The following is a 23210-nucleotide window of genomic DNA, read 5'->3' as shown; positions in this document are numbered from 1 at the left end:
GCATTCCTAATTTTCTGAATCACATCAGGTTTTCCAGTTTGATTTCAAACTATCGCAGCACCCGATGTTGAGCAATCCTCCTCAGTATTCTACCTTCAGAGAGCGTCTTTAACGCCTCACCTGTCACATCCATTAAACCAACCGGAGGCACGATGACCGACAGTCACAACCCCGCACCCTACAGCGGCACCCTGTTTTTTGATGTCAATGAGACCCTGCTGGATACCACTGAGCTGAACCGGGTTGTCGCGCAGCGACTCGGTGACCGACCGGAGCGTGCTGAAGCCTGGTTTACCTCGCTATTACATCATTCACTCGTGGAGTCGGTGACCGGCAGCTGGCATAACTTTGGTGATATCGCCGAAGCAGTGCTGCAGATGACCGCCACACGCTATGGTATTACTCTGCCTGCAGACGCAACACCGCTGGCTGACATTATCGCAGCCATGCCAGCCCATCCTGATGTCGCCGCAGGACTGAGTGCTCTGCAGCAACAGGGATTTACACTGGTCGCGCTGACCAACTCTTCTGCGGCACTGGCCGAAAAGCAGCTCAGTTCTGCCGGACTGGCTCGGCTGTTCACGCGCATTCTCAGCGTGGAACAGGTTCAGGTTTATAAGCCCGATCTGAAAGTGTATCAGTGGGCAATGCAGGAAATGGATCAGCCTGCATCACAGTGCATGATGGTGGCCGCTCATGGCTGGGATGTGGGTGGAGCAAAACGCGCAGGAATGAAAACCGCATTTGTTACCCGCAAAGGACAGGCACTTTACCCGCTGGCACCTGCACCGGATTTGATTGTCAGCGATATAGGTGCGCTGGCCACAAAACTTAAACCGCTCTGCTAAATGCAGTGCTCAGCGACCTCACATGACACCTGAATACTTAGTCTGTGTGGGTCTCAAACGCTGACCTGACCGCTTCCACAATCCGTTGTGCAGTAGTTGTATCGTCCAGCAGCGGGAACGTTTTTTTGAGCTTGCCAGAAATCTGCCAGCCATTTTCTTTCAGCGAACGGATAATACGACTGGCGTCCTGATCAGGCATCTCAACGACCTCCTTCAGCTGCTGTTGAGCGCGCTGAAATATCACCAATACGCGCGCTTCATCAGCCATTTCAGTCCGGACCGTGTGCTCGATGACTCTGCAGGTATAGAGCACATGCTCGGTTAAGTCGGGATAACGCCAGGCGAAACGGGCATCCTCATACTCGGTGAAAGTGAAATTACTCCGCGTGCCATCTTCATAGGTTTTCAACTCGCCAAACCGATAGCAGCCTGCATAGCGCCGCATTAGCCGTTTAGAAAATACGTCCAGCGTGCGATCGTAACCGACCCGAAAATCCATCGAACTGGTAATGGTGGCTGAAACAGGCAGGATCACGCCATCCGGTATCGCTCCATCACGAATCAGTGTGTCATTGATTAAAAAACGGTGGATGCGGCCATTGCCGTCGCGCATCGGATGGATATAGACAAAGCCAAACGCGATAACCCCCGCACGAGCCAGTGGTGCGGCACCCCGCGTAGCCTGCTCAAAGGCTTTAAGCCCATTCATAAAGCGCGGAACGTCATCATAGTGTGGTGCAATATAGTGGACGATATCTTCACGCATGGTCGACTGTCCGACAAACACGGGCGAACGTCGCAGCCCCAATCCCAGCGCATCCTGCCCGAGAATGCCCTGCTGTATGGTATGCAGGCTGGCATCGCTGAGTGGATCCTCAAGCTGGCCGCAATACTGCGCGATAACGTGGGCAAATCGTTGAATACGATCGCCCTGGTCCGCCTCTTTCTCAATCAGGAAACTGGCACGTGACTCTTTAAATGTCAGCCAGCTGGCGGTGCGCATCAGAATATCCGCGCCAAAGGTGTTATCCAGATCATGCAAAGCATCGTTGAGATCGAACGTGAGCGCCTGCTCAATGGCTGCGGTTCTGCGTACCAGTGGGCAGAAATCAGCGGATCCTGGCAGATTATTATTGATGCGCCAGCGCCTGTTACGGTTCACGGTCGTTCGGGTCAGATACGCTTTGGATGAAATCGCCTCAACATAGCCTCCGTTGGTGACGTCCGGTACCTGTAAGGTATTACCAGTCAGCCATTCATAGAGAAAGCCGGCCCGTCGCGCATACTGTCCGAACGGTTCCTGCCGACACCACGCTTCCAAAGGTTGTGGTCCGATGGTCGTAAACAGGCGTGCGAAAAACTCCAGATGGATCTCTTCGTACTTGAGACCAAAGGCAAAGTGACCCGCAAAATCATCTTCCGGCTGATAGCCTGGTGGATAATGATTTTCTACCTGTCCCTGGCCCTCATGATGTGAGCGTACGGTTCCGATAGCTGACTTTACGCGTAAGGGCTGCGCCAGTTTGATAGCATAACGTTCGCACAGTGCGCTAAAGCCAACCAGCATGTCGAATCCTTTATCCGTCGCCCGAAAACGATAACAAAATGGATCTTTATCATGAAAACGCTAAACAATCCATCATGACGGCATTAACTACCGCCCGGAAACGTTAATAAAAACGGTGTTCATTGCGGAAATGGTAAAAGAAGAAATGTTCAGGGCTTAACAACAATGCACAGTAGCCCGATTACAATAATCACCACACCGGCTAAGCTGCGCCAGCTAAATGCTTCGTGAAATACCGGTAAGCAAACCGCCACCAGCCAGACCAGCACGTAACTCAGGCTGAGCAGTGGATAGACCCGATTAAGCGGAAAATAGTGCAGCGCCCGAATCCAGCAGAGCATGGAAACAGCATAAGCTCCCAACCCGGCCAGCAGCAACAAGGCAGGCAGTATGGCAACTGTTGGCAGCGACGTCAGGCTACTGACATCGGGCAGGCGCGGCATCGCCCAGCGCATCATCAGCTGTGCCGCTGAGACCAGCAGCACGCTGCACGTAACCCATCCATATCCTTTCATAGCTGGCTCGCCATTAGCGCGACGCCCGTCACCACCAGCAGCGTGCCTGCAATCTGACGAAGCGTTAGCCGTTCGCGCCACAAAATGCGTCCGGCCAGCGCAACGAAGATGAAATTAAGGCTCAGCATGGGATACGCCTGGCTGACGGGCACCCGCTGCAGCACCAGCAGCCAGAGGAGCATCGCGATACCCAACAGCAGCACGCTTACGCCAATCCAGCTTAAGCGGATGCGGCCTGATACCGCGTGGGTCGCCTGTTTCTGACACAGCTGCGCGCTGCAGCTGAGCAGACTCACCAGCACAATCAGCAGCAGCATTTACTTCATCTGACCGTAATAAAGGCAGACAAGCCTGCCCTGGCGATAGACCGCATCCGGAACCGGCACATCCTCGCCGATATCACTGTGTGGGGAATCAACCAGTAACAGCAGGGACACGCTTCCCATACGGCGATGATCGGCAAGCCAGCCGCCAAAATCCGCCTGAGAGACAAAGCGGGATTGCGCATCCGGGTAGCTCAGCCCATATTGCAGCTCACCTTTATTATCATAGAAGCCGATATCACTGCGTTGCAGGTGCCAGGCTGCGGCAGATGCCACGCCCGGATTGTCCGCCAGAATAAAATGACTGGATGCCAGACGCTCGCTGATCACAGAGACAAAGTGTTGCGGCTGTTTGGCATCACGGATTTTATCCGGGATAGCTGAGCCAATAAACAGAGCGACCCCCAGCGGGCAAAGCGCGGCCACCAGCCAGCGGCGTTGTGAAAATCGGCAGCTGTATGCGCCCGCCAGTCCCCAGATGAGAAACGCCAGCGCTCCCAGTCCCAGCTTCAGCATCTCATGAGTGGCAAACAGGGGGTGATGCGTTACGCTCCAGGGCGCGAGTACCAATAGCACGGTTGCCAGCGTGAGGATGCCGAAAATCAGGTTGATCCAGCCATTAACGGTTAATGCGCGCCCTGCCCGCTGCGCCGCGTTCAGCCCATAATGGGCCATCAACAGCGACAGCGGCACAAAACAGGGCAGGATATAGGTTGGCAGTTTGCCTTTTGCCAGACTGAAAAACAGCAGCGGCATCACCGTCCAGCTCAGCAGATACAGTGCGCCGGGATTCTGCTGACGCTCGCGCCAGCCGGTCATCAGTGCACCCGGTAACAGCGCCAGCCACGGTAGTGTTCCCAGCAGCAGAACCGGCAGGTAGTACCAGAAAGGGGCTTTGTGCTGTGCATTCTCTTCTGCAAAGCGCTGAATATGCTCAACCCAGAAGAAGTAGTGCCAGAAATCAGGGGCCTGATGATAGATCGCCAGCGCCCAGGGTGCGCTGATTGCTGCGGCAGAGAGAATCGCCAGCGGCCCGAAGCAAAGCAGCTCAGGTATTCTCTTTCGCCAGATCACCCATGGCAGAATCGCCAGCACCGGTAGCGCCAGCGCCAGAAATCCTTTGGTCATGAATCCCATGCCGCAGGCGAGACCCAGCAGCAGATAGCCGCCCGCGCGCCCGGCGCGTCCGCTGGCCTCCGTCGCCAGCCAGAAGCTGCACATTGCGGCCGCCAGCCAGAGCATCAGCATCGGATCGAGCACGGCATAAGTGCCAACACCATAAACCAGCAGTGAACTCAGGAAAATCAGAGAACCCACAGCAGCGGTGCGGACCGAACCAAACATCCGCCTGCCGAGCCAGAAGATCAACGCGGCGGTTATCGCTGTTGAGAATATTGATCCTGCCCGTACACCAAAATTGTTATGGCCGAACAGCCATTGGCCCAGTGAGTTTATCCAGTAACCCGCAATCGGTTTTTCAAAATAGCGAAGACCGAAGAAGTGTGGCGTCACCCAGTTACCGGTTGCCAGCATCTCCCGGCTGATCTCTGCGTAACGTGTCTCATCCGGTTGCCAGAGGTCGCGGAACATCGGCGGCAGAAGGTAATAGAGAATGAAAAAGCTAAAAAAAATGAGCCACTTCGTGTTCTTATGTATCCGCACTAGTTCGCCTCTTTAGTCAGTTTCTGGCAGCCCAGCCACCCTTCCCGTCCGGGAATTTCACCTCTGACGATCCTTCCCACGGGTAAGGTGGTCAGGTCGTCGGGCAATAGCTCGCTTAACGGACAGAACTGAATGCCATTACGGGTTGCTGCATTCAGCAATTTGTCGAAGTCTGGTAAGCCAATAATCCCCTCCACTTCGGCATGCACGGTATAGACAGCGCCATCATCAGAAGCGAGCATTTTCGCCAGAATGTAATCGTTATAGCCTTCTGCGCTGACCTCACGGCCAACCACTTCATCCCATGTGGGTAACGTCACCGGAATCTGTACAGTGCCGATCTGGCCATCTGGCAGTATGGGCCTGAATGGCCCGCTGCCGCGGCAGTCACTGTTGTAGTGAAAGCCAAAATCCTGTTTGGCGGCAACGACCCGACCATCAGCACGCCAGCCTGCAACGGCCGAACAGCTGACAGGATGACCAAGGATCTCACTGAGCGTTTCGGTGCCGCGTGCTATCTGCTCAACCAGTTTATCCTGCGGCCAGACACCCGCCCAGGTCTGCCAGGCAAAGTGGTCCCAGGCATGCAGACCGACTTCATGCTGGCGTGTGGCATCCTGCATAATGTTCCGCAGGCCACGTCCCATCTGCTTTCCCGGCCAGGCCGTTCCGGCGAGCAGAATGTCCCAGCCATATAGTGATGCGGCGCGGGAGCGCAGCATCTTCATGAGAAACGCCGGTTTCACCAGCCGCCAGAGATGGCGGCCCATGTTGTCCGGTCCCACGCTGAAGAAAAAGCTGGCCCGCACTGCGTGACGCTGGAAGAGCTCAAGCAGCGCCGGCACACCCTGCTTCGTGCCGCGCCAGGTATCTACGTCAATCCGCAGACCGATCTTCTTCATCACTTATCAGCCTGTTGCTCAACGGTACGCAGGAAGAAATCGAGCGTGTTGTCGATAGTGACATCCATCGTGACGGTTGGCGTCCAGCCAAGTAGGCGACGCGCATTGCGGATAGCCGGTTTGCGGTGCTCCACATCCTGATAGCCTTTACCGTAGTAACTGCTGCTTTCCACTTCGCGGAAACCGGCAAACGGCGGGAACTGGCTGCGCAGCGGGTGACGCTCGAAGCTGGCCAGCAACTGCTCCGCGAGTTCTTTGATACTGGCTTCATTGTCCGGATTACCGATGTTGATGATCTGACCATCACAATTCTGCTGCTTGTTTTCGATAATGCGGAACAATGCTTCCACACCATCCTGAATATCGGTAAAACAGCGCTTTTGTTTGCCGCCGTCGATCAACTTAATCGGTGAACCTTCAACCAGATTGAGGATAAGTTGCGTGATCGCGCGAGAACTGCCGATGCGTGCTGCGTTGAGGTTATCCAGACGCGGTCCCATCCAGTTGAACGGACGGAACAGGGTAAAACGCAGCCCCTCTTTTTCGCCATAAGCCCAGATCACACGGTCCAGCAGCTGTTTCGATACCGAATAAATCCAGCGCTGTTTGTTGATCGGCCCGACCACCAGATTCGAGCTATCCTCATCGAAGCTGGCATCAGTACACATGCCGTAGACTTCAGAGGTGGATGGGAAAATAATGCGCTTCTGATACTTCACGCAGTCACGGATGATTTTCAGGTTCTCTTCGAAATCGAGCTCAAAGACGCGCAGCGGATTACGGGTGTATTCAATCGGCGTGGCGATCGCCACCAGCGGCAGGATGACATCACATTTTTTGATGTGATACTCAATCCATTCGGAATGAATAGCGATATCCCCTTCAACGAAATGGAAGCGCGGATGTTCCAGGAAGCGGCTGATGGCGTCTGAGCTGATATCAAGACCATAGACTTCAAAATGCTCATCCTGCAATAAACGCTCGGTGAGATGATTACCAATAAAGCCGTTAACCCCGAGGATGAGCACGCGTGTACGACGTTGCAGCGCCGACTGCGGTTTTGAATAGAGCAGTGCGCCAGGCACCATGCCCAGGCTTTGCGCCAGCTGGCTGCCATTCATGTAAACGCCATGCTCGGACTGTCCGGTCAGAATTTCCAGTGCACCCTCACCACAGGCGATCAGGAATGGCTGCTTAGAAATCACCGTACCTGGCTTCGCCTGATGCGAGTGCGTATGAACCCGGCTCTTCCAGACGATAAATTTAACCGAACCGGCGAAGGCGAAGGCGCCTGGCCACGGATCGGTAACCGCTCTGACCAGATTGTGAATCTTCTCTGCGGGTTGATTCCAGTCGATGCGGCCATCTTCGGCCGTGCGACGGCCAACACAGGTCGCCTGACTCTCATCCTGTGGCGTCTCACTGACCTCACCCGTGCGCAGGCGAGGTAAGACGTCGTTAAGTAACTGCTCTGCAGCCTGGGTCAGTTTACGATGCAGCGTCAGCGCGTTGTCTGCATCCTCAATGGCCACCTTCTGCTGCGCCAGAATATTACCGGCATCCGCACGCTTCACCATGCGATGTAACGTAACGCCGGTTTCCGTCTCACCGTTGACCAGCGCCCAGTTGAGTGGCGCCCGACCGCGGTATTTTGGCAGCAGTGAACCGTGCAGGTTAAAAGCCCCCTTTTCAGCGCATTGCAGGATCTCATCGCTCAGCAGATGGCGATAGTAGAAGGAGAAGATCATTTCTGGCGCCATGGTGCGGATGCGGTCAAGCCAGATTGGGTGATTCGCCTCGTCCGGTGCATAGACCGGAATGCCGTGCTCTGCCGCCAGACGCGCGACTGAGCCGAAAAAGTGATTTTCGGTAGCCACATCGTTGTGCGTAAAAATGGCGGTGATCTCATAGCCTGCGCTAAGCAGTGCATTGATGCCGACACAGCCCAGATCGTGATAGGCGAAAACAACGGTCTTCATGATTGAGTATCCTGTACTGAAGGCTCTTCAGGAGCCTGAACAATGCGTTGAACGAAATAGCGCGGACGCGCCCGAACGTCGTTATAAATTCGCCCGATATACTCCCCGAGCAGTCCCATACCCACAAACTGGGCACCGATAAACATGAACAGCACGGCGAACAGGACGAAAACACCATCTCCCGCCCATGCCGCACCGAAAAAGAGTCGCAATACGATAAGCACCAGCGAGAAAGCGAAGCCGGAGAGTGCAATCAGGCTGCCTACTACGCTGAGCAATCGCAGCGGCGTGGTGGTCAGGCAGGTCACCAGGTCGTACATCAGGTTGATCAGGCGCATAAAGCTGTATTTCGAATCGCCAAAGGCCCGCTCAGCGTGGAGCACCGGCAGTTCAATGGTGTTTCGGGCAAAGGTGTTGGCCAGAATCGGAATGAACGTACTGCGTTCGTGACAATTGAGCATCGCCTCGACGATATGGCGCCGATAGGCACGCAACATACAGCCGTAATCGCCCATCGCTTTGCCGGTGACCCGCTGAATCAGGTGGTTGAGCGTGCGCGAGGCCTTGCGACGGAACCAGGTATCCTGACGCTGCTGGCGGACTGTACCCACCACGTCATAACCCTGACGCGCAGCTTCAACCAGTCGCGGGATCTCTTCCGGAGGGTTCTGCAGATCGGCATCCAGTGTCACAATCAGATCGCCACGGACCTGGCTGAATCCGGCCATAATGGCGGAGTGCTGACCGTAGTTGCGATTGAGCAGTACGCCCGTTATGCGGCTGCCGGGAATGATGGCAGCCTGTTCAATCACTTCGGCTGAACGGTCACTGCTGCCGTCATCAACCAGCAGAATTTCATACTCAATTTCAATGGCGTCACATGCCGCGCTGGTCCGCTGCAGCAACTCCGGCAGGCTTTCCTGTTCGTTATAGACCGGGATGACCACGGAGAGCATATTGATCGGTTTGATATCGCGCATTTCAGGCTCCGGCAATGTCATGTAAAGCCTGAATCACACGCTCGATATCCTGATCCGTCATTGACGGAAACAGCGGAATCGAACACATCTGCTGGCTATTCAGTTCACTGGCAGGTAAACGTAAATCGGGATAGTGTTCGCGATAATATTTGTGGGTATGCGCCGCACGGAAATGCAATCCGCTGCCTATATCCCGCGACTTAAGTGCCTGCATAAAGGCATCACGCGTCAGACCGCAGCGCTGCTCATCAATGCGAATAATGAACAGGTGCCACGCGTGCTGATGTGGCCAGGCAGGCAGTGACAATGGCGTAAACGGCAGCGTGTGCAGCGCTTCCAGATAGCGCTCAGCTATCTCACGGCGGCGAGCAATAAAACCGGGTAGCTTCTGTAACTGCACCAGCGCAATGGCTGCGCTGATATCAGGCAGATTATATTTAAAGCCCGGCATCATCACTTCTGCCTGTGGCAGACGCCCCTTGGTCTGGCGATCAAAAGCATCAACCGCCAGGCCATGAAACTTGAGGCTGCGAATACGATCGGCGAGAGCAGCGTCATCGGTCACCACCAGGCCGCCTTCCGCACAGGTGATATTCTTGATGGCGTGGAAAGAGAAAATAGCCGTGCCGCGATGCCCGATTGGCTTCTCGTGATAAGTCGTGCCCACCGCGTGAGCCGCATCTTCAATAATGGCGATGCCATGCTGCTCAGCAAGCTGATAGATTGGCGTGAGATCGGCGGGAGCACCAGCGTAATGCACCGGAATAATCGCGCGGGTACGTGAGGTAATCGCCTGAGCTATGAGTTCCGGCGTCACCATCAGGTTGTCAGGATCGACATCAATCATCACCGGCGTGGCGCCCAGCAGCGTGATCAGGTTCAGAGTGGAGACCCAGGTCATGGACGGCGTAATGACCTCATCGCCAGGCCCGATTCCCATCGCCATCAGCGTTACATGCATCCCCGCTGTGGCAGAACTCACCGCAATGGCGTGCTGGTTGCCAGTCAGTTGTACAAAAGCCTGCTCCAGTTCCGCGCATTTAGCGCCTGTTGTTATCCACCCAGAGTCAAATACCGCTTTAACAGCAGCCAGCTCTTCATCACCAAATGAAGGGCGGGAAAATGGCAAAAAATCCATGCTAAAACTCCTGCAGATCAAACTCATTAGCTGTCGCGCGTTGTTAATCAGACACAACGCCGGCAAAAGAATTGAAATAGCGAATTATCAACATCCGGTTATGGCGTTATCGACACCTTATTTTCCCATTCTGGAATTGAGGTTACCGGACTGCTAATACAAACTAACGTATGAAACTTAACTGAACATTAAATGAATAGTGTTCATTGCAATAAAATGAATGAAGAGTGAGTTAAGGTTTTACGAAAAAGTTCACATTTAAGTTAATAATAATGACTCAGCTCTCAATTTTTGATTTATTGATGTTTTGTTTAAGATCGCAAGGGCTGCCACTTCTCAGATTATAAACCCACCCACCAGAGAAGCAATATCTGAGATTCAATACAACTAACTGATTTTACTGAAAATAAATCCAGACACACCAGACAACTCCTGATCAAATCAGTATCCTGTTAATTTCACCGAAAACATCCGCCGATAAAAGCGCCTTAATGTATTCTTAATATTGTACGTTATTAATGTTCAGCCCTAACAATAATTATTACACTTTGGTGAAACTAAGGTGACAGTCAGTTAATATTTGTCAGATTACCTGTGCATGAAGGGTGAAAACAGTGCTAAAAAAATCGAATAAGATCGTGGTTTGAGGCGTTAACGTCTGGTCTGCCTAAAAAAGAGAAAATTGTGATGATGCGTGTCGCCTGTTTATGCACCCTGTTCGCCCTGCTCAGTCCGGTACTTTACGCCGCGCCAGTAACCTATACCATAACACCTGATAAAACATCGATTGGCCTCTCATGGCGTGCCTTTGGTCACGATTTTTCGCAAGCCAGACTACAGGGTGTGTCTGGCACGGTGACACTTAATCCGGATGAAGACCATGACGATCGTATCGAAGTGAATATTCCAGTGGGCACACTGGTGGCATCGAACAGTCTGTTGACCTGGCAATTGAAAAGCGATCTCTTTTTTGATGCGGAGCGTTACCCGCAGATTCACTTTGTGAGCAGTCGTGTTGCCTCACTAGGTGAGGGTAACTACCGTATTTTTGGCGTGCTAACGGTTAAAAATGTCAGCCGGTCAGTGGTGATGCAGGCCTCACTGGACAGTGGTAAAACAATTGATCCGGCGTCACGCTCTCTGGCGCTGCATGTCTCCACCGCGATATCCCGCTCTGCCTTTGGAATGGATCGATTGGTTGGAGTGGTTGATGATCGGGTAAACATTGCGCTGATTATTGCCGCACAGGCCAGATAATCGCTGTTGAAGCAAGCGCTCAGGGACAGACTTTTTTAACTGAGCGTGGTCACCAATGTTTCAGCGATGGCAGCCAACTGAGCAGAGGGATTACGCCCTATCAACACATACTGATAGCCACCGCGCTTCCACCAGGCCAGCTGCATGCCGTGGCGCTGTTCCTGAGTAATCGGGTTCGAATCCTGTGGTGCAGGCGAGATACAGAGCGCCATCGGACCATAATCAGCATGCAGCCAGGCGATCTGTGCAATCGACGTTCGTTCGTAACGCAGGATCCGCACCATTTTCAGTTCAGCGCCTGGCAGGCGAAGTTGCTGCGGGTGCAGCTCCAGTCCTAAATCCAGCCGTGTACGGTCGAGACCTCTCTGCAGCATTGCGGCGTCATTGGGGGTATCGGCCAGCGTTTCAGCACTGTAAAGCGACATATAGCGCGCCTCCAGATCGCGGATATTCTGACTTTCATCCTTCCCATCATCTGAGGGTCTTGCCAGAAAACCAATGCCGCTGCCCACCAGTAAAAAGCTGACCGATGCGGCAATAAGCGCGCGACGACTATACCCGGTGGCCACCTCGGGTGCCGGAATGGTCGCCAGGCGCTGGGCCATTCTGGCCTGTGGTGCCTGTTCGAGTAGCGGCGAAAAAGCCTGTTCAAAATCGAGACTGGTGTGCTGAAAATGCGCAACCCGCTCGACCAGTTCAGCATCCTCATCCATCGCCTGTTCAAACTGCGCAGCTTCTCGCGGCGTCATCTCACCATCCAGCCAGGCGACAATCGCCTCATCGCGCCACGGCGGCGTAAAAGTTTCCCTGTTCATCTCCGTTTCTCCTTCGGTGAGGGCGTGGTCGCCGGTTGTCTGGCTAGCGTGGCGCGTGCGGCGGCCAGACGGCTCATAATGGTGCCAACCGGGACAGCCAGCGTCTCTGCTGCCTCCTGATAGGTGAGTCCTTCCACGTAAACCAGAAACAGCGCATTTCGCTGTGCCTCGGGTAAGGCGTTAACGTGTTGCATAATGCGCTGGAAATGGCGATTGTCGTCGCTGGTGGCGTGATTATCCGCGGCCAGCAGCGCATCGGGATCCACAAATCCCTGCCCCTGCCGCACTTTTCGTGCGCGTAAATCGCTAACCCAGATGGAATGGAGGATGGAAAACAGCCATCGATCAATACGCGTGCCCGGCATGAACTGCGCGCTGCGTTCCAGCGCGCGCACGCAGGTTGACTGTACCAGCTCTTCTGCCATGTCACGGTTGTGTGACAACACATAGCCATAACGCCAGAGCCGCGTCAGATGTTCCGCAAGGTGCTGACGGATGTCACTGTGAGTGATTTTTCGCTCCTCCCTGCCGCATCAAACCTCAGGATGGCCATTGATCGCGGCTTGCAGATCGCGGTACTCCTCGCAATCTGTACCACAAATCCCGGCAATGGTTTTTAACTGTTCGCGAGCCAAATCGGGACGCCCTTTAATCATCCAGGCTTCGCCCAGATATTCACGCACTTTAGCGTAACGAGGATCAAGCGCAATGGCGCGCTGATAATAGCCAATACCCTCGTCGGTACGCCCCAGCTTGCGGGTGGCATAACCACGGTAGTTCCAGGCTTCGCGCGTATCCTGATTTTTCAGTGTATCCAGCAGGTTCAGCGCCGCCTGATATTCGCCCTTTTTTGCCAGATGATAGGCATAGCGCGTTTTATCATCGTCACTCAACTTGCTGGTTTTTTCGGGCACACAGCTTTTCGTATGACTGTCATAGACCTGACCTTTTGGACAGTCGGGCGTTTTTTTATCACTGTCATTATCACCCATCGCCATACTCAGCGGAGAGTGCAGCATCAGCAATAGAGCCGGAACAGCAAGCAGAGAAATACCAGAACGCGTTGTCATAATTTATCCTTATCGGGTCTGTGAGGCAGGCAATAAAGTCCGCCGGATGCAGTCCGCTATCGCGGCGCTGTACGGTAAACACCTCAGCGCCGGTTTCTATTCGATAAAAATAAAATTATTTTTTATCAGCCTGCCATGCCTGATCAAATCAGCAGTTTTTCCACCTGGCAAAAGCGCCCTTCTGCCAGCGAAATTACGGCGGCTTCCGCAATTGCCTGTGCTTTCAGACCATCCTCAAGGTTCGGCAGATCGTCAATCTGCTCACCATTCAGCGAGCGGATAAACGCATCCAGATGGGCATAGTAAGTGGGCTGCACCCGGCTAAACCAGTCGGGTAGCAGCCCCGGCTGCAGAATCTGCGCACTCTGATAGCAGCTGACTCCCCGCTGTGGCTGAGAAGCCGATTCGAGCATCCCGAGCGGTCCCATCACACTGATACGTTCATCGTAGCCATAACCAGTGCGGCGAGCATTGTCCAGCTGTGCCAGCGCCCCGCCGTGCAGCCGCAATAGCAACGTGCTGGTATCCACATCGTCAAATTCGCTGATCGCGGGTAACGCCAGCGCTGCCCCCATAGCAGCAACCTCCGTGACCTCATCTTCAGTCAGCCAGCGCAGCAGGTCAAAAAAGTGGATAGCCTGATCGCGCATCTGGCCACCGGAAGCTTTCAGATAACTCAGCGGCGGCATGGCCGAAGAGCGGCAGACCATTTGTATCAGTTCTGCCGGCCCAATCCGCCCCAGGCGGAGTTGCTGTTTAAGCTGCTGATGACTGACATCGAAACGGCGATTAAACCCCACAGTGACTGGTACGTTGTAAGGGAGGACATTAGCCACAGCTGAGCGTGCACGCTCAAGAGAGAGATCGATCGGTTTTTCACAGTAGATTGCTTTACCGGCACGGGCGGCGGTTTCCAGCAAATCGGCATGAGTCGGCGTTGCGCTGGCGATTAACACCATATCGATCTCTGCATCATTGATCGCCTCACTCACGGATGCTGCACGGGTCGAAAAGCGCGTCGCGAACGCGTCAGCGCGTGCAGGTTCTGCATCGGCCACCCAAACCAGTTCAACCTCAGGATGCGCCTGAAGATTCGTGGCATGAACTTCGCCAATAAAGCCACATCCCAACAGGGCAACACGTTGCTTTTTATTCATTTTGAACTCCGTCATAGTCCAGCAGAAAGCTGAACCAGCAGGATAACGCGGCGTCTTAAACTCATCGCATGGTGTTTTGAGGTGTTTACCTCAAAGGAGCAGACATGTCGCTGAACGACGTTGCCCTAAGGGCAGGGGTTGGGCTGGCAACCGTGGTTCGGGTGCTCAATGAATGTTTCAGAAAGATTGGCACCCCTGTTAAACAGACCTCAAAACTGACATTTTTATAAAAATTAAAATATAAATCTATTTAGGATTCATTTGGCATTTTAATAGTTTACCCCGCTCAAGAGTTGTTATCATCACAGCGAATATGGAACGCAGTCATGCCGAAACAAAAGCCGAAGCAACATAGTTGCTCTGAAACCGACAACGGGGCACCCTGCAGAACGTTTTAGCATTCAGATACTGATGGCAGGATAGTCCTGCATTTTTCCTGCACCCATTACGGTGCCTGACTAATCAATGAGAGTTTGCTTTGGAACACTATTTATCCCCGGTGCGCACCACCAAAGAGAGAGTGCTGCACGCGGTTGTTTTCGAAGTTGCTGCCAATGTGCTGGTATTCATTATCCTGATGATTTGGGCCTCAGCTGCCCCCGCACAATCGGCACTGTTGACGATCGTCTCATCAACGCTGGCAATGGGATGGAACTACCTGTTCAATCTGATGTTTGACAGCATCCAGCTCCGAACAGGATTTAAAAAAGACTGGCGAATGAGATGCCTCCATGCCGTTTTGTTTGAGGCTGGACTGTTAGTGGTGCTGATACCTTTTGCAGCATGGTGGCTGAATATTACGCTACTCGCAGCGCTGAAACTGGAATGCGGGCTGGTGCTGTTTTTTCTGGTCTATGCTTACCTGTTTAATCTGATTTGGGATTACGCTAGTGCTGCTCGTAAAAAGAACAGTTAAATTAATTTCAGATAGCACAATGAATAAATCCTTTTATCTGAACAAATTAAACAAACTTTCTTCTTTCGAAATTTTTAGCATCCCGAAATTTAGATATGCAGAAATAAATTATAAACATAACTTTTCTTTCAGCGAAAAAACACATCAAAAAAACAGGATGATAACGAAAGAGACCTGCAGAAAAGTGCGTCCAGAAACAGGAATCGGAGTGTGTTGTTCCGTTAATTTGTTAAGATTTTTTAATTGCACACCCTGTAAAGAAACTCATAAAAAAATTATTTTCAGCGACTGCACTTAATAAAAAAATTTAGCCACATTTCCTTTGACAGGAATGAGGCCAGAAACGTTAATCATTCCAGTTGAAAAGAAAACTCATTGAATAACGGAACGGTAATTAATAAATATTCATTACAAAACCAGGCAAAACTATTTATAATACAATACAGTTAAGCATCATCATGCTGACTATTGAATAATCCAGGAACTATTTAGAATGATCACGATGAAATAACGCCCACTGCTTAATCTTTTCTCCTGATGGCAAAACGCAATAGAGCGCACTGCCGCTGGATGATGCCTCTTGCACCAGCTTTCCACCGCGCTGAAGACACCACTCGCTGGCGGGATTACGCATTATCAGGCGCTGTGGTTCAGCATTGTGAGACGTGCAGCCACTCATTTGCACGGTAGCCAGCATCAGAGAACAGATTGCTATTTTATTGGCGACTTCCATTTAACTCTCTCAACATTAATTTCAGGAAAAATCTTAATTAACAGGCTAATTCTCACATACTTTTGATTATTCTAAAAATGAAGTTGTTTAGGTATTTTCAGCATTCTGAAACGTGTATTAATTTTTATAACGATAGCATCTTCTCATTAAACTCTTTCATAACGATGTCATAAGTTTGTCACTCCTCTCAACCGACAAAAAAAGAACAACCGAACCACATCAAAAAGAGACATTGTCGATTAAGGCTCTGGGGTATCAATAATTCCTTTATAAAGCTCAAACACAGAAAGATCATTGATAAATGCGTTAAATTGCCTGTCACCGTTGAGTGAAAACTTTTTCATTACATTATACTTATGTGTGTAAACAGTTTTAACTGAAAGATTAAGATGCTTAGCTATTTGCCCGACATTATACCCTTTTTTTAAAAAACTCAGCACCTGCAACTGGACTATCGTCACACGTGCAAAAACACAGCCTGCGCAATATGACGGTAGAAAACCTTGTCTGTTTCCCTGATGACCGACCCAGAAGCGAATGATTTTCTCGTGAATATCCCGAATGGAATCATTGCGCGAAATAATAATAATAGAGTGATAGCATACAGGAAGTTGCTCAAGGGTGATGTCTTCTACATCGTCAGTGAACACTATTATAATGCTACCGGGCTTCCGAGCACGGTAGGCCGGCTGACACATATAAAGACGCCACTGAGCAGCATTAATGAGTATAAAATCGGCCAGGCCCAGACTTTGTGAACTGTCAGTTCGTAAAAACTCCACAGATGAATCAGATAGTAATGCCTCCTCAATTATTTTTGAGATGCCCAACCGAAAGAAGTAGTTTTCATTTGTACAAACAACTTTAAAATCCATTTTTTCCTTAAGCATCTCAAAAGTTAAAATAATCAGGTAAACTTGCCATTAACCAGGGTGAGTTCACCTTTCTCTTTCAATTCTTTCAGCACTCTGCAAATTGAGCTTTTTGAAAGATGTGAACTACTTTGAATCAGACAAAGTGCTGAAAATCGCTTTTTCAGGTGCGGTGGTAGCTTTTCCCAATGCCGGATTAAGGAAACCACTTCATCATAGGAATTATTTTTAGATAACTGTATATAGTTCATCAGGTCAGAATATTGGCCAGATAAAATAGACATAGCGTCATTGAAAAGGTCTTTCTCGAAGATCAGTTGCCAGAATAGATCGTAATCAATAAAACTGACTTTTCCATAATCAATCCTTTCCAGATAAACGGGAGGTTCATCGAGTGCTGGCGTAACGCCGACAACAAAGGGAGCCGATAAGACATTCAACACCTTATGATCGCCCTTTAACTTGAGTAAGAAATCACCATCAAGAATGAACATAATTCGGCGTAGATTATCTTTAGTAAGATGATAGCGACGCTTCCCACGCGAAATCTCATCTGGATTTGCAGCCTGGGTATATCCGGCTAATGCATCAATGACCCGCTCATGATTTTCGGTTACTCTAAACATAATAATTAACTCAATCTGACTAACACAAGGTTAGTGATTAGTAGAAAAATCAGTAAATATCATTACACCACTTAAATGCTTGTAAATTAGCAGACAAAAGCACACGTCAGAATTTTAACGAAGTAAATGATAGCGTTGTCGTTTTCTCAGGAAATCATAATCACCTGAGCATACAGGTTATCGATTCGTCATATCAGGCATACAAAAAAGCCTTACAGTGTTGAGATATAGCCAAAGTTGAGAATAAAAATATTCAGCCATCATTGTGAAGTCCTGTATTGATAAAATAACAAAACATCCGTCAGGCTTAATTAGGACACACCGCTCCCAAAATGGACATTTAAATCCACAACAATCTAATAATTAGGTTTTTATTCTATTTTAATGCATCAATATAGGTTAAAGCTCCAAAAGGAGATTTTGCACCCAGCACCCTATCTTACCTGCAGGTGTACATAGTGTAAGTTCTGCACTCTCTATTTTGGTAAGATCCGCTTTTGTCCTCGCATTCAAATCTTGATGGCAGAATGCATACCATCCGTATTATCAATACTCTGGCAAACGGGATTTTAAAAACCAAAAAAAACGCTCATCTGAACGCCTATATTTATTACCAACCGGGGATTTACGTTGCGCCTGAAAAATGGCATCAGAAAAATACCCGTAAGAGCATTCTATCTTACGGGTATAATTCCCACTAAAAACTGACGGGTTTAATACCGCTGGCAGGTAAATAAACTTGAAAGGGGACCACTTATAAGATAAGTATTCCGATTTAGCCGGGTGAAGTCCAGCTGCAAATAATTGGGGTCGAGTGTAATCTCAGCCAGCAAAATATTAAAGACATCGTCTGGTGTTGAATCATTCGTAGAAGTGATCATCTTTGTGATTTTATAACGGTATGTATCACTGTCTATTTTCCGGCCCTGACTTAACGCAATACGCCGATTAAGTCCTGTAATCTTATCATCAACTGTAACCTGACCATTTAATAACAGATATCCTGTATCAGAATCGATAAAACGCAGATCCTGTGTTACAGCAAACTCAATTCTACTCGCATCATGACGGCTTAGCTCGTAGCGACTGAATGCTGAGCAGCGGAAAGGCAGATCGTTAGCCCGGGATTTGAAAAAGTTAAATCCTGTAAAAATCACCAGTAAAAGTGCAGCCAGGGATATTGTCAGCGTGGCATTTCGTTTCAAGACGTTCTCCAGTCCAGATAATAGAAGTTGTCACAGGAAACGATATGACCACGACTGTTAAGATTGCATGCAGAGAGCATCGTTCTGCCATAATTAGTCGTCGTTAATGAGGTTTTTTTATCAAAATAGATACGGCGTCCTGGTATACAGGATTGATTATTTTCTTTCAGGATTTCTGTAATTTCTTTATTAAGTGATTTTTTTTCAAAAACATTGAGCCCTTGCAATATCACAGCTTCGCAGCCGCCTTCCAGTTTGATGGTACTCATAGAGTAACTCTTTTCATCAAAGCCAGACCCGGCGTAATACCAGAGAGAACTGCCCAGTAACACCAATATAATAATGAAAAAAATCATCTTACTGAAGTTGAGGAGCGGTTTTTTGACATTGACATCCTGATTAACAGACTCAGTTAATAGAGTGTGGCTTTTCTCCACTGAACCAGAATCTTCAGCGTTCACCTCATCCGTTTGGGCATCTGTCACATCCGTAGCCTGTGGGCTTTCACGTTCAATGCTGATGTCAGTGTTGAGTCTGATGCCAATTTTCGGAATGGTGATAATTAAATTTTCACAGCCATAAGCGGCGAGCGCTCTGCGCAGCATACTTAGATACTGATTCAGATTACTGTTTGAGCCGCGCAGGCCATATTTATCCCAGACTTCAGTCAGCAGGATTTCGCGTGCCAGGACTTCTCCCTGAGAATTCAGTAGCTGCTCAAAAAGACGACCAGAAGAAATACTCAGACTCAGCGTTTCCTGGGTAGGCATGTGCGTGAGGGTACAGTCGTCAGAATTGTAGGTGATCTGGCCATCAATAATGTAAATCATTAAAAAACCACTGAATTTTCCTTCATTCCCGACAGTATAATTCAGCTCAATTAAAGAAGCACTCAAGAAACCTGAATCTGACATTTCACTAAGATGATGTTTAGCTGGCACTACTATGGCGTATCCAGAGGAGATTCGATTGTTTGATCCTTCTCACCGATAAGGTACTGAGTCACATAAACAGTGCCCGACTCTCTCCATCTTATCCGGACTGTAGATTTTCACCGCAGCTCAGCCTAACATGTGACCATTAATAACAGTGGTCACTGAGTTTTCATCCACCTTTACTCTGTCAGGTTTTAACAATGATCCAGTCTGTAACAGAAAATGCGACACGTGGTCCGGCCGGGCACAACGTTCGTGACCAGATTGTTGATGCTGCCATGCAACACTTTGCACATTATGGCTATGAAAAAACGACGGTTTCTGATCTCGCAAGAGCTATTGGTTTTTCGAAAGCGTATATCTATAAATTTTTTGAATCTAAACAGGCGATTGGAGAAGTAATATGTGCCAATCGGCTGGCGATGATTATGCAGCGTGTCGAAGAAGCGATGGTTGATACACCTGGGGCATCAGAACAACTGCGACGGCTGTTTCGCACGCTTTCTGCCACCGGCACTGAATTGTTTTTTCATGAACGCAAACTCTACGATATTGCCGCTGTGGCATCTCGCGATCGCTGGCCATCAGCCTCAGCTCATGAAGAGCGACTGCTTAACCTGATTCTGCAAATACTGCGCCTGGGGCGCGAAACGGGTGAGTTTGAGCGTAAAACACCGGCTGATGAAGCAGCAGAAGCGATCTATCGGGTTCTTAAACCTTATGCCAGTCCGGTATTGCTCCAGTACAGTCTTGACGACGCTGAGGAAGCCTCTGCGCAGCTGGCAGCGCTGGTATTACGCAGCCTGGCGCCCTGAGCATTCCGCATAATGTGACTATTGACTTAATTAGTCACCAGATCAAATATAGCGACTTGTTTTGTCATCGCTCTGGATTCTGATGCTACTTCGCTTATCTCAGCCTGTGATGTTCCATCTCTGCGCGCGTCCATCGCACTATCCTGTGCTGGGCCTCGCTATTTGCGCTTCAGGCGCGTTTCACCTCTCCGCGTCAGCATGTCAATCGCTGCCCGGACAGCTTACGGGAGCAACCTCATGAGTCACTCATCCTCATCACAACGCATCGTCATTACCGGCGCGGGCGTCGTTTCGCCATTAGGTTGTGGCGTTAACAACGTCTGGCAGCGATTAACGGCGGGTGAGTCCGGTATCCGCACGCTGCCCGACACACTCACTGCCGGCACCGGGATTTCAGTAGGTGGCCTTGTGCCAGGCATTGATGAAGATCCGCTGGCGGGATATGACCCGGAGTCATTCATTGCGCCGAAAGAGCGTAAGAAAATGTCGCGATTTATTGAATTTGCGCTGCTTGCGGCAGAAGAAGCGCTGGCTCAGGCGGGCTGGCATCCTGAAGATGAGGCCGCGCGTGAACGCACCGCGACCATTATTGCCTCCGGCGTCGGCGGTTTTGGCGCAATTGCTGACGCCGTGCGCACCACGGATGGGCGCGGTCCGCGCAGACTTTCGCCCTTCACTGCCCCCTCGTTTCTGGCCAATATGGCCGCGGGTCATGTCTCTATTAAATACGGTTTTACCGGCCCGCTGGGCGCACCGGTTACAGCCTGTGCCGCAGGCGTGCAGGCTATTGGTGATGCAGCAAGGTTAATCAGAAGCGGCGAAGCGGACATTGCGATTTGTGGCGGGACCGAAGCGGCGCTGGATCGCGTAACGCTGGGCTGTTTCGCGGCAGCGCGTGCCCTATGCACGGGCTATGAGGAGCATCCGCATCTCGCATCACGTCCGTTTGATCGCGACAGAAACGGCTTTGTGATGGCCGAAGGTGCTGGTTTGCTGGTGATCGAGTCGCTTGCCCATGCCCAGGCTCGGGGTGCGACGCCACTGGCGGAAATTATCGGTTATGGCACCAGCGCCGATGCTTACCATCTTACCGCAGGTCCGGAAGATGGCAGTGGCGCTGCGCGGGCAATGAGAACCGCTCTGCGCCAGGCGTGTATCAGCGCGGATGACGTTCATCACATCAATGCTCATGCAACCTCAACACAGGTTGGCGATCACGGCGAGCTGGCCGCTATTCGAGCTGTATTTGGCGATAATTCCCAGGTCGCGATCTCTTCAACCAAATCTGCCACCGGCCATCTGCTGGGTGCAGCGGGCGGCGTTGAGGCGATATTCACCCTGATGGCGCTGCGTCAGCAGCTTATCCCGCCGACACTGAACCTTCATCATCCCGATGACGCAGCAGGCAATCTTGACCTGGTGGCGCTCACTGCACGCCCGGCGGAGTTGACCTATGCCATGTCGAACGGTTTCGGCTTTGGCGGCGTCAACGCCAGCCTCCTGCTTCGTAAGTGGCATTGACGTCATCGTGAAGACTCAACCTGCGCCACCAGACATCCTGGTCGCGCAGGGTTTAAATCTCCAGAAGGTCACGCTTTGCTGGATAATTCCAGAGGCTCCCCGTCAGCAATAGCGTCATAAACCTGTATCCTTCCTGACTTCCCGACCCTCTCCTTTTCTTTCAACAATGGCACCGGCGACGTCAATCAGGAGGCCGTTGTCTTCTGTAACCAGGTCATTGATGAACTGCTGGCACAGGGTATGACTCCCTTTATTACGCTGTTTCACTTCAATATGCCGATGGCGATGCCGGAACAGGAAGGCAGGAAAAATCATCAGGTCGTTGCAGCATTTTCACCCACCTGCGGCTGAATGATGATAATCCTCGCTGCGCCTCACACCAACTCATAGCCGCTGCAGTGCCCTATCCCTGTACCGGCGCATCGAACAGACTCAACGCCACAACAATCACTGCATAAACCAGCAGATACAACAGAATCAGCGCAGCAAGCAAACGACGGTGGCTGCGCATCCCGTTTTTCTTCATGGTGCCATTCAGAAGGTATAACTCAATGCCAGGGTTGCCGATGCGCCATTGTGCCGCGCGACAATCGGGCTATCTGAGGCAAGTTTATCCAGCCATGTGTAATCACCGATGACACTGGCAGCCCAGGCGGGCGTGAACTGATGGCTCCAGGTCAGGCTGGCGTCGGTGCCATAAAATCCACCCGCAGCGTCATAACGTTCATAACCGCTACGCGCGCTTTGCTCGCGGTTAACACCGTACCAGGTGTTCATGTAACGTCCGTCGCCAAACAGACCTGCCACCTGCAGTGCCACCGTATCATCGCTGGTCTGCCAGGGAATCAACGTTACGGATGTCCGATACTGCACGCCCTGACTGTCACTTAGTGGCAGCGTCGCTTTGCCCTCCAGCACAAACCATGGTGTGACTGACCATCCCACCGCAAGCGCGGTGTTCACCGTGGCATCGATCTTTCCCATGCCCCTGAGCCGGTCATCACCGTCACGCCATGAGGAATTGCGGTCAGATCGGCCTAACCCATAGCCCAGGGTATGTTCCAGATACAACCCATTATCTGCCTGTAGATCGTAGCCAATCCCTTTTTGCGAATCGAGAAAGAAAGCCCCGTCGCGCGCCTGAATAATCGGCGTCAGCTGCCAGTGCTGCTTATCTGCGCCGCTGTAACGCGGTGCATTGATGCCTGCAATGCCCACCGTCACACTGGACGAAGGCGTGGCACTGTCATCCGCTCTTGCGGCAGCCGCGCTTAATGCCAGTGAAAAACAGACCATGTGAAGCGTTATTTTTCCGGTTATCATCTCGTTTCCTCATTATCACATCAGGTGCGGAGCTGAGGGATTCAGGGCCGC

At 51.0% G+C, this 23210-nt stretch carries 25 protein-coding genes and 1 pseudogene; 7 read left to right on the top strand and 19 right to left on the bottom strand.

Going from position 1 to position 23210, the window contains the following annotated elements; translation table 11 throughout:
* The first annotated feature begins 152 nt into the window (after window positions 1-152).
* Window positions 153-848, top strand: a complete 696-nt coding sequence (locus AC6I77_RS21955; RefSeq protein WP_008926822.1) for a haloacid dehalogenase type II — start codon at window positions 153-155, stop codon at window positions 846-848.
* Between the two features lie 37 nt (window positions 849-885).
* On the opposite strand, the gene AC6I77_RS21950 is transcribed toward AC6I77_RS21955, so the two are convergent.
* The 8 genes from AC6I77_RS21950 to arnB form a co-directional block, all read right to left on the bottom strand.
* Window positions 886-2415, bottom strand: coding sequence for a Fic family protein (locus AC6I77_RS21950; protein ID WP_008926821.1), 1530 nt, complete (start codon window positions 2413-2415; stop codon window positions 886-888).
* A gap of 149 nt (window positions 2416-2564) precedes the next feature.
* Window positions 2565-2930, bottom strand: coding sequence for a 4-amino-4-deoxy-L-arabinose-phosphoundecaprenol flippase subunit ArnF (gene arnF / locus AC6I77_RS21945; RefSeq protein ID WP_008926820.1), 366 nt, complete (start codon window positions 2928-2930; stop codon window positions 2565-2567).
* Window positions 2927-3247: a 4-amino-4-deoxy-L-arabinose-phosphoundecaprenol flippase subunit ArnE gene (arnE, locus tag AC6I77_RS21940; protein ID WP_003850557.1), complete on the bottom strand. Its 321-nt coding sequence runs from the start codon at window positions 3245-3247 to the stop codon at window positions 2927-2929. The genes arnF and arnE overlap by 4 nt, the downstream gene beginning before the upstream one ends.
* Window positions 3248-4915, bottom strand: a complete 1668-nt coding sequence (arnT, locus tag AC6I77_RS21935) for a lipid IV(A) 4-amino-4-deoxy-L-arabinosyltransferase (RefSeq protein WP_003850558.1) — start codon at window positions 4913-4915, stop codon at window positions 3248-3250. It lies immediately after the preceding gene.
* Window positions 4915-5817 carry a 4-deoxy-4-formamido-L-arabinose-phosphoundecaprenol deformylase gene (arnD, locus tag AC6I77_RS21930; RefSeq protein WP_003850559.1) on the bottom strand — a complete coding sequence of 301 codons (903 nt, stop codon included), beginning with the start codon at window positions 5815-5817 and terminating at the stop codon, window positions 4915-4917. Before arnD ends, arnT begins: the two co-directional genes overlap by 1 nt.
* Window positions 5817-7796: a bifunctional UDP-4-amino-4-deoxy-L-arabinose formyltransferase/UDP-glucuronic acid oxidase ArnA gene (gene arnA, locus AC6I77_RS21925; RefSeq protein ID WP_140915798.1), complete on the bottom strand. Its 1980-nt coding sequence runs from the start codon at window positions 7794-7796 to the stop codon at window positions 5817-5819. Before arnA ends, arnD begins: the two co-directional genes overlap by 1 nt.
* Window positions 7793-8776 carry an undecaprenyl-phosphate 4-deoxy-4-formamido-L-arabinose transferase gene (gene arnC, locus AC6I77_RS21920; protein ID WP_497817363.1) on the bottom strand — a complete coding sequence of 328 codons (984 nt, stop codon included), beginning with the start codon at window positions 8774-8776 and terminating at the stop codon, window positions 7793-7795. The genes arnA and arnC overlap by 4 nt, the downstream gene beginning before the upstream one ends.
* Window position 8777: 1 nt before the next feature.
* The gene (gene arnB, locus AC6I77_RS21915; protein ID WP_003850562.1) at window positions 8778-9914 is read right to left on the bottom strand and encodes a UDP-4-amino-4-deoxy-L-arabinose aminotransferase; all 1137 of its coding nucleotides are present in this window, start codon (window positions 9912-9914) and stop codon (window positions 8778-8780) included.
* A 687-nt stretch (window positions 9915-10601) separates the two neighbouring features.
* Between arnB and AC6I77_RS21910 the strand changes: the two genes are divergently transcribed.
* On the top strand, window positions 10602-11171 hold the full coding sequence (locus tag AC6I77_RS21910) for a YceI family protein (RefSeq protein ID WP_497817366.1): 570 nt from the start codon (window positions 10602-10604) through the stop codon (window positions 11169-11171).
* 35 nt (window positions 11172-11206) lie between these two features.
* Here the strand turns inward: AC6I77_RS21910 and AC6I77_RS21905 are convergent, their stop codons facing one another.
* From AC6I77_RS21905 to AC6I77_RS21890, 4 genes are all read right to left on the bottom strand, one after another.
* Window positions 11207-11986, bottom strand: a complete 780-nt coding sequence (locus tag AC6I77_RS21905) for an anti-sigma factor family protein (RefSeq protein WP_003850564.1) — start codon at window positions 11984-11986, stop codon at window positions 11207-11209.
* Entirely contained in the window at window positions 11983-12432 is a 450-nt protein-coding gene (locus AC6I77_RS21900; RefSeq protein WP_003850565.1) for a sigma-70 family RNA polymerase sigma factor, read from the bottom strand. Before AC6I77_RS21900 ends, AC6I77_RS21905 begins: the two co-directional genes overlap by 4 nt.
* 87 nt (window positions 12433-12519) lie before the next feature.
* A complete protein-coding gene (locus tag AC6I77_RS21895; protein ID WP_003850566.1) occupies window positions 12520-13056 on the bottom strand; it encodes a tetratricopeptide repeat protein in 537 nt (178 codons plus the stop codon).
* 143 nt (window positions 13057-13199) lie between these two features.
* Window positions 13200-14213, bottom strand: a complete 1014-nt coding sequence (locus AC6I77_RS21890) for a Gfo/Idh/MocA family oxidoreductase (RefSeq protein WP_008926818.1) — start codon at window positions 14211-14213, stop codon at window positions 13200-13202.
* Window positions 14214-14317: 104 nt separating this feature from the next.
* Between AC6I77_RS21890 and AC6I77_RS21885 the strand changes: the two genes are divergently transcribed.
* Entirely contained in the window at window positions 14318-14443 is a 126-nt protein-coding gene (locus AC6I77_RS21885; RefSeq protein ID WP_192378220.1) for a LacI family DNA-binding transcriptional regulator, read from the top strand.
* A gap of 248 nt (window positions 14444-14691) precedes the next feature.
* A complete protein-coding gene (locus tag AC6I77_RS21880) occupies window positions 14692-15129 on the top strand; it encodes a PACE efflux transporter (protein WP_105100072.1) in 438 nt (145 codons plus the stop codon).
* Between the two features lie 484 nt (window positions 15130-15613).
* Here the strand turns inward: AC6I77_RS21880 and AC6I77_RS21875 are convergent, their stop codons facing one another.
* The 5 genes from AC6I77_RS21875 to AC6I77_RS21855 form a co-directional block, all read right to left on the bottom strand.
* The gene (locus AC6I77_RS21875; protein ID WP_008926816.1) at window positions 15614-15862 is read right to left on the bottom strand and encodes a putative hemolysin; all 249 of its coding nucleotides are present in this window, start codon (window positions 15860-15862) and stop codon (window positions 15614-15616) included.
* 239 nt (window positions 15863-16101) lie between these two features.
* A complete protein-coding gene (locus AC6I77_RS21870; RefSeq protein WP_008926815.1) occupies window positions 16102-16737 on the bottom strand; it encodes a helix-turn-helix transcriptional regulator in 636 nt (211 codons plus the stop codon).
* A 32-nt stretch (window positions 16738-16769) separates the two neighbouring features.
* Entirely contained in the window at window positions 16770-17360 is a 591-nt protein-coding gene (locus tag AC6I77_RS21865; protein ID WP_008926814.1) for a helix-turn-helix domain-containing protein, read from the bottom strand.
* A 713-nt stretch (window positions 17361-18073) separates the two neighbouring features.
* A complete protein-coding gene (locus AC6I77_RS21860) occupies window positions 18074-18565 on the bottom strand; it encodes a FidL-like protein (RefSeq protein WP_008926813.1) in 492 nt (163 codons plus the stop codon).
* On the bottom strand, window positions 18562-19506 hold the full coding sequence (locus tag AC6I77_RS21855; RefSeq protein ID WP_008926812.1) for a winged helix-turn-helix domain-containing protein: 945 nt from the start codon (window positions 19504-19506) through the stop codon (window positions 18562-18564). Before AC6I77_RS21855 ends, AC6I77_RS21860 begins: the two co-directional genes overlap by 4 nt.
* 194 nt (window positions 19507-19700) lie before the next feature.
* Between AC6I77_RS21855 and AC6I77_RS21850 the strand changes: the two genes are divergently transcribed.
* The 3 genes and pseudogenes from AC6I77_RS21850 to AC6I77_RS21840 all read left to right on the top strand — a co-directional run.
* The gene (locus tag AC6I77_RS21850) at window positions 19701-20315 is read left to right on the top strand and encodes a TetR/AcrR family transcriptional regulator (RefSeq protein ID WP_003850575.1); all 615 of its coding nucleotides are present in this window, start codon (window positions 19701-19703) and stop codon (window positions 20313-20315) included.
* 237 nt (window positions 20316-20552) lie between these two features.
* Window positions 20553-21836, top strand: a complete 1284-nt coding sequence (fabF, locus tag AC6I77_RS21845) for a beta-ketoacyl-ACP synthase II (protein WP_008926810.1) — start codon at window positions 20553-20555, stop codon at window positions 21834-21836.
* 165 nt (window positions 21837-22001) lie between these two features.
* Window positions 22002-22169: pseudogene (locus AC6I77_RS21840) on the top strand (family 1 glycosylhydrolase); the annotation flags it as partial.
* A gap of 70 nt (window positions 22170-22239) precedes the next feature.
* Here AC6I77_RS21840 and AC6I77_RS21835 read toward each other — a convergent pair.
* A complete protein-coding gene (locus tag AC6I77_RS21835; protein ID WP_255348852.1) occupies window positions 22240-22362 on the bottom strand; it encodes a hypothetical protein in 123 nt (40 codons plus the stop codon).
* An 8-nt stretch (window positions 22363-22370) separates the two neighbouring features.
* Window positions 22371-23159 carry a MipA/OmpV family protein gene (locus tag AC6I77_RS21830; RefSeq protein ID WP_497817362.1) on the bottom strand — a complete coding sequence of 263 codons (789 nt, stop codon included), beginning with the start codon at window positions 23157-23159 and terminating at the stop codon, window positions 22371-22373.
* Window positions 23160-23210: the final 51 nt, after the last annotated feature.

It is taken from the genome of Pantoea sp. X-Soil-ISGK-259 (assembly GCF_059730705.1).
This window is presented reverse-complemented; position numbering and strand designations above follow the sequence as displayed.

Coding starts and splice junctions, on each gene's coding strand:
- AC6I77_RS21955 (WP_008926822.1), top strand. CDS start 153: ATGACCGACAGTCACAACCCCGCACCCTACAGCGGCACCCTGTTTTTT.
- AC6I77_RS21950 (WP_008926821.1), bottom strand. CDS start 2,415: ATGCTGGTTGGCTTTAGCGCACTGTGCGAACGTTATGCTATCAAACTG.
- arnF (WP_008926820.1), bottom strand. CDS start 2,930: ATGAAAGGATATGGATGGGTTACGTGCAGCGTGCTGCTGGTCTCAGCG.
- arnE (WP_003850557.1), bottom strand. CDS start 3,247: ATGCTGCTGCTGATTGTGCTGGTGAGTCTGCTCAGCTGCAGCGCGCAG.
- arnD (WP_003850559.1), bottom strand. CDS start 5,817: ATGAAGAAGATCGGTCTGCGGATTGACGTAGATACCTGGCGCGGCACG.
- arnA (WP_140915798.1), bottom strand. CDS start 7,796: ATGAAGACCGTTGTTTTCGCCTATCACGATCTGGGCTGTGTCGGCATC.
- arnC (WP_497817363.1), bottom strand. CDS start 8,776: ATGCGCGATATCAAACCGATCAATATGCTCTCCGTGGTCATCCCGGTC.
- arnB (WP_003850562.1), bottom strand. CDS start 9,914: ATGGATTTTTTGCCATTTTCCCGCCCTTCATTTGGTGATGAAGAGCTG.
- AC6I77_RS21910 (WP_497817366.1), top strand. CDS start 10,602: ATGATGCGTGTCGCCTGTTTATGCACCCTGTTCGCCCTGCTCAGTCCG.
- AC6I77_RS21905 (WP_003850564.1), bottom strand. CDS start 11,986: ATGAACAGGGAAACTTTTACGCCGCCGTGGCGCGATGAGGCGATTGTC.
- AC6I77_RS21895 (WP_003850566.1), bottom strand. CDS start 13,056: ATGACAACGCGTTCTGGTATTTCTCTGCTTGCTGTTCCGGCTCTATTG.
- AC6I77_RS21890 (WP_008926818.1), bottom strand. CDS start 14,213: ATGAATAAAAAGCAACGTGTTGCCCTGTTGGGATGTGGCTTTATTGGC.
- AC6I77_RS21885 (WP_192378220.1), top strand. CDS start 14,318: ATGTCGCTGAACGACGTTGCCCTAAGGGCAGGGGTTGGGCTGGCAACC.
- AC6I77_RS21875 (WP_008926816.1), bottom strand. CDS start 15,862: ATGGAAGTCGCCAATAAAATAGCAATCTGTTCTCTGATGCTGGCTACC.
- AC6I77_RS21870 (WP_008926815.1), bottom strand. CDS start 16,737: ATGGATTTTAAAGTTGTTTGTACAAATGAAAACTACTTCTTTCGGTTG.
- AC6I77_RS21865 (WP_008926814.1), bottom strand. CDS start 17,360: ATGTTTAGAGTAACCGAAAATCATGAGCGGGTCATTGATGCATTAGCC.
- AC6I77_RS21850 (WP_003850575.1), top strand. CDS start 19,701: ATGATCCAGTCTGTAACAGAAAATGCGACACGTGGTCCGGCCGGGCAC.
- fabF (WP_008926810.1), top strand. CDS start 20,553: ATGAGTCACTCATCCTCATCACAACGCATCGTCATTACCGGCGCGGGC.
- AC6I77_RS21835 (WP_255348852.1), bottom strand. CDS start 22,362: ATGAAGAAAAACGGGATGCGCAGCCACCGTCGTTTGCTTGCTGCGCTG.
- AC6I77_RS21830 (WP_497817362.1), bottom strand. CDS start 23,159: ATGATAACCGGAAAAATAACGCTTCACATGGTCTGTTTTTCACTGGCA.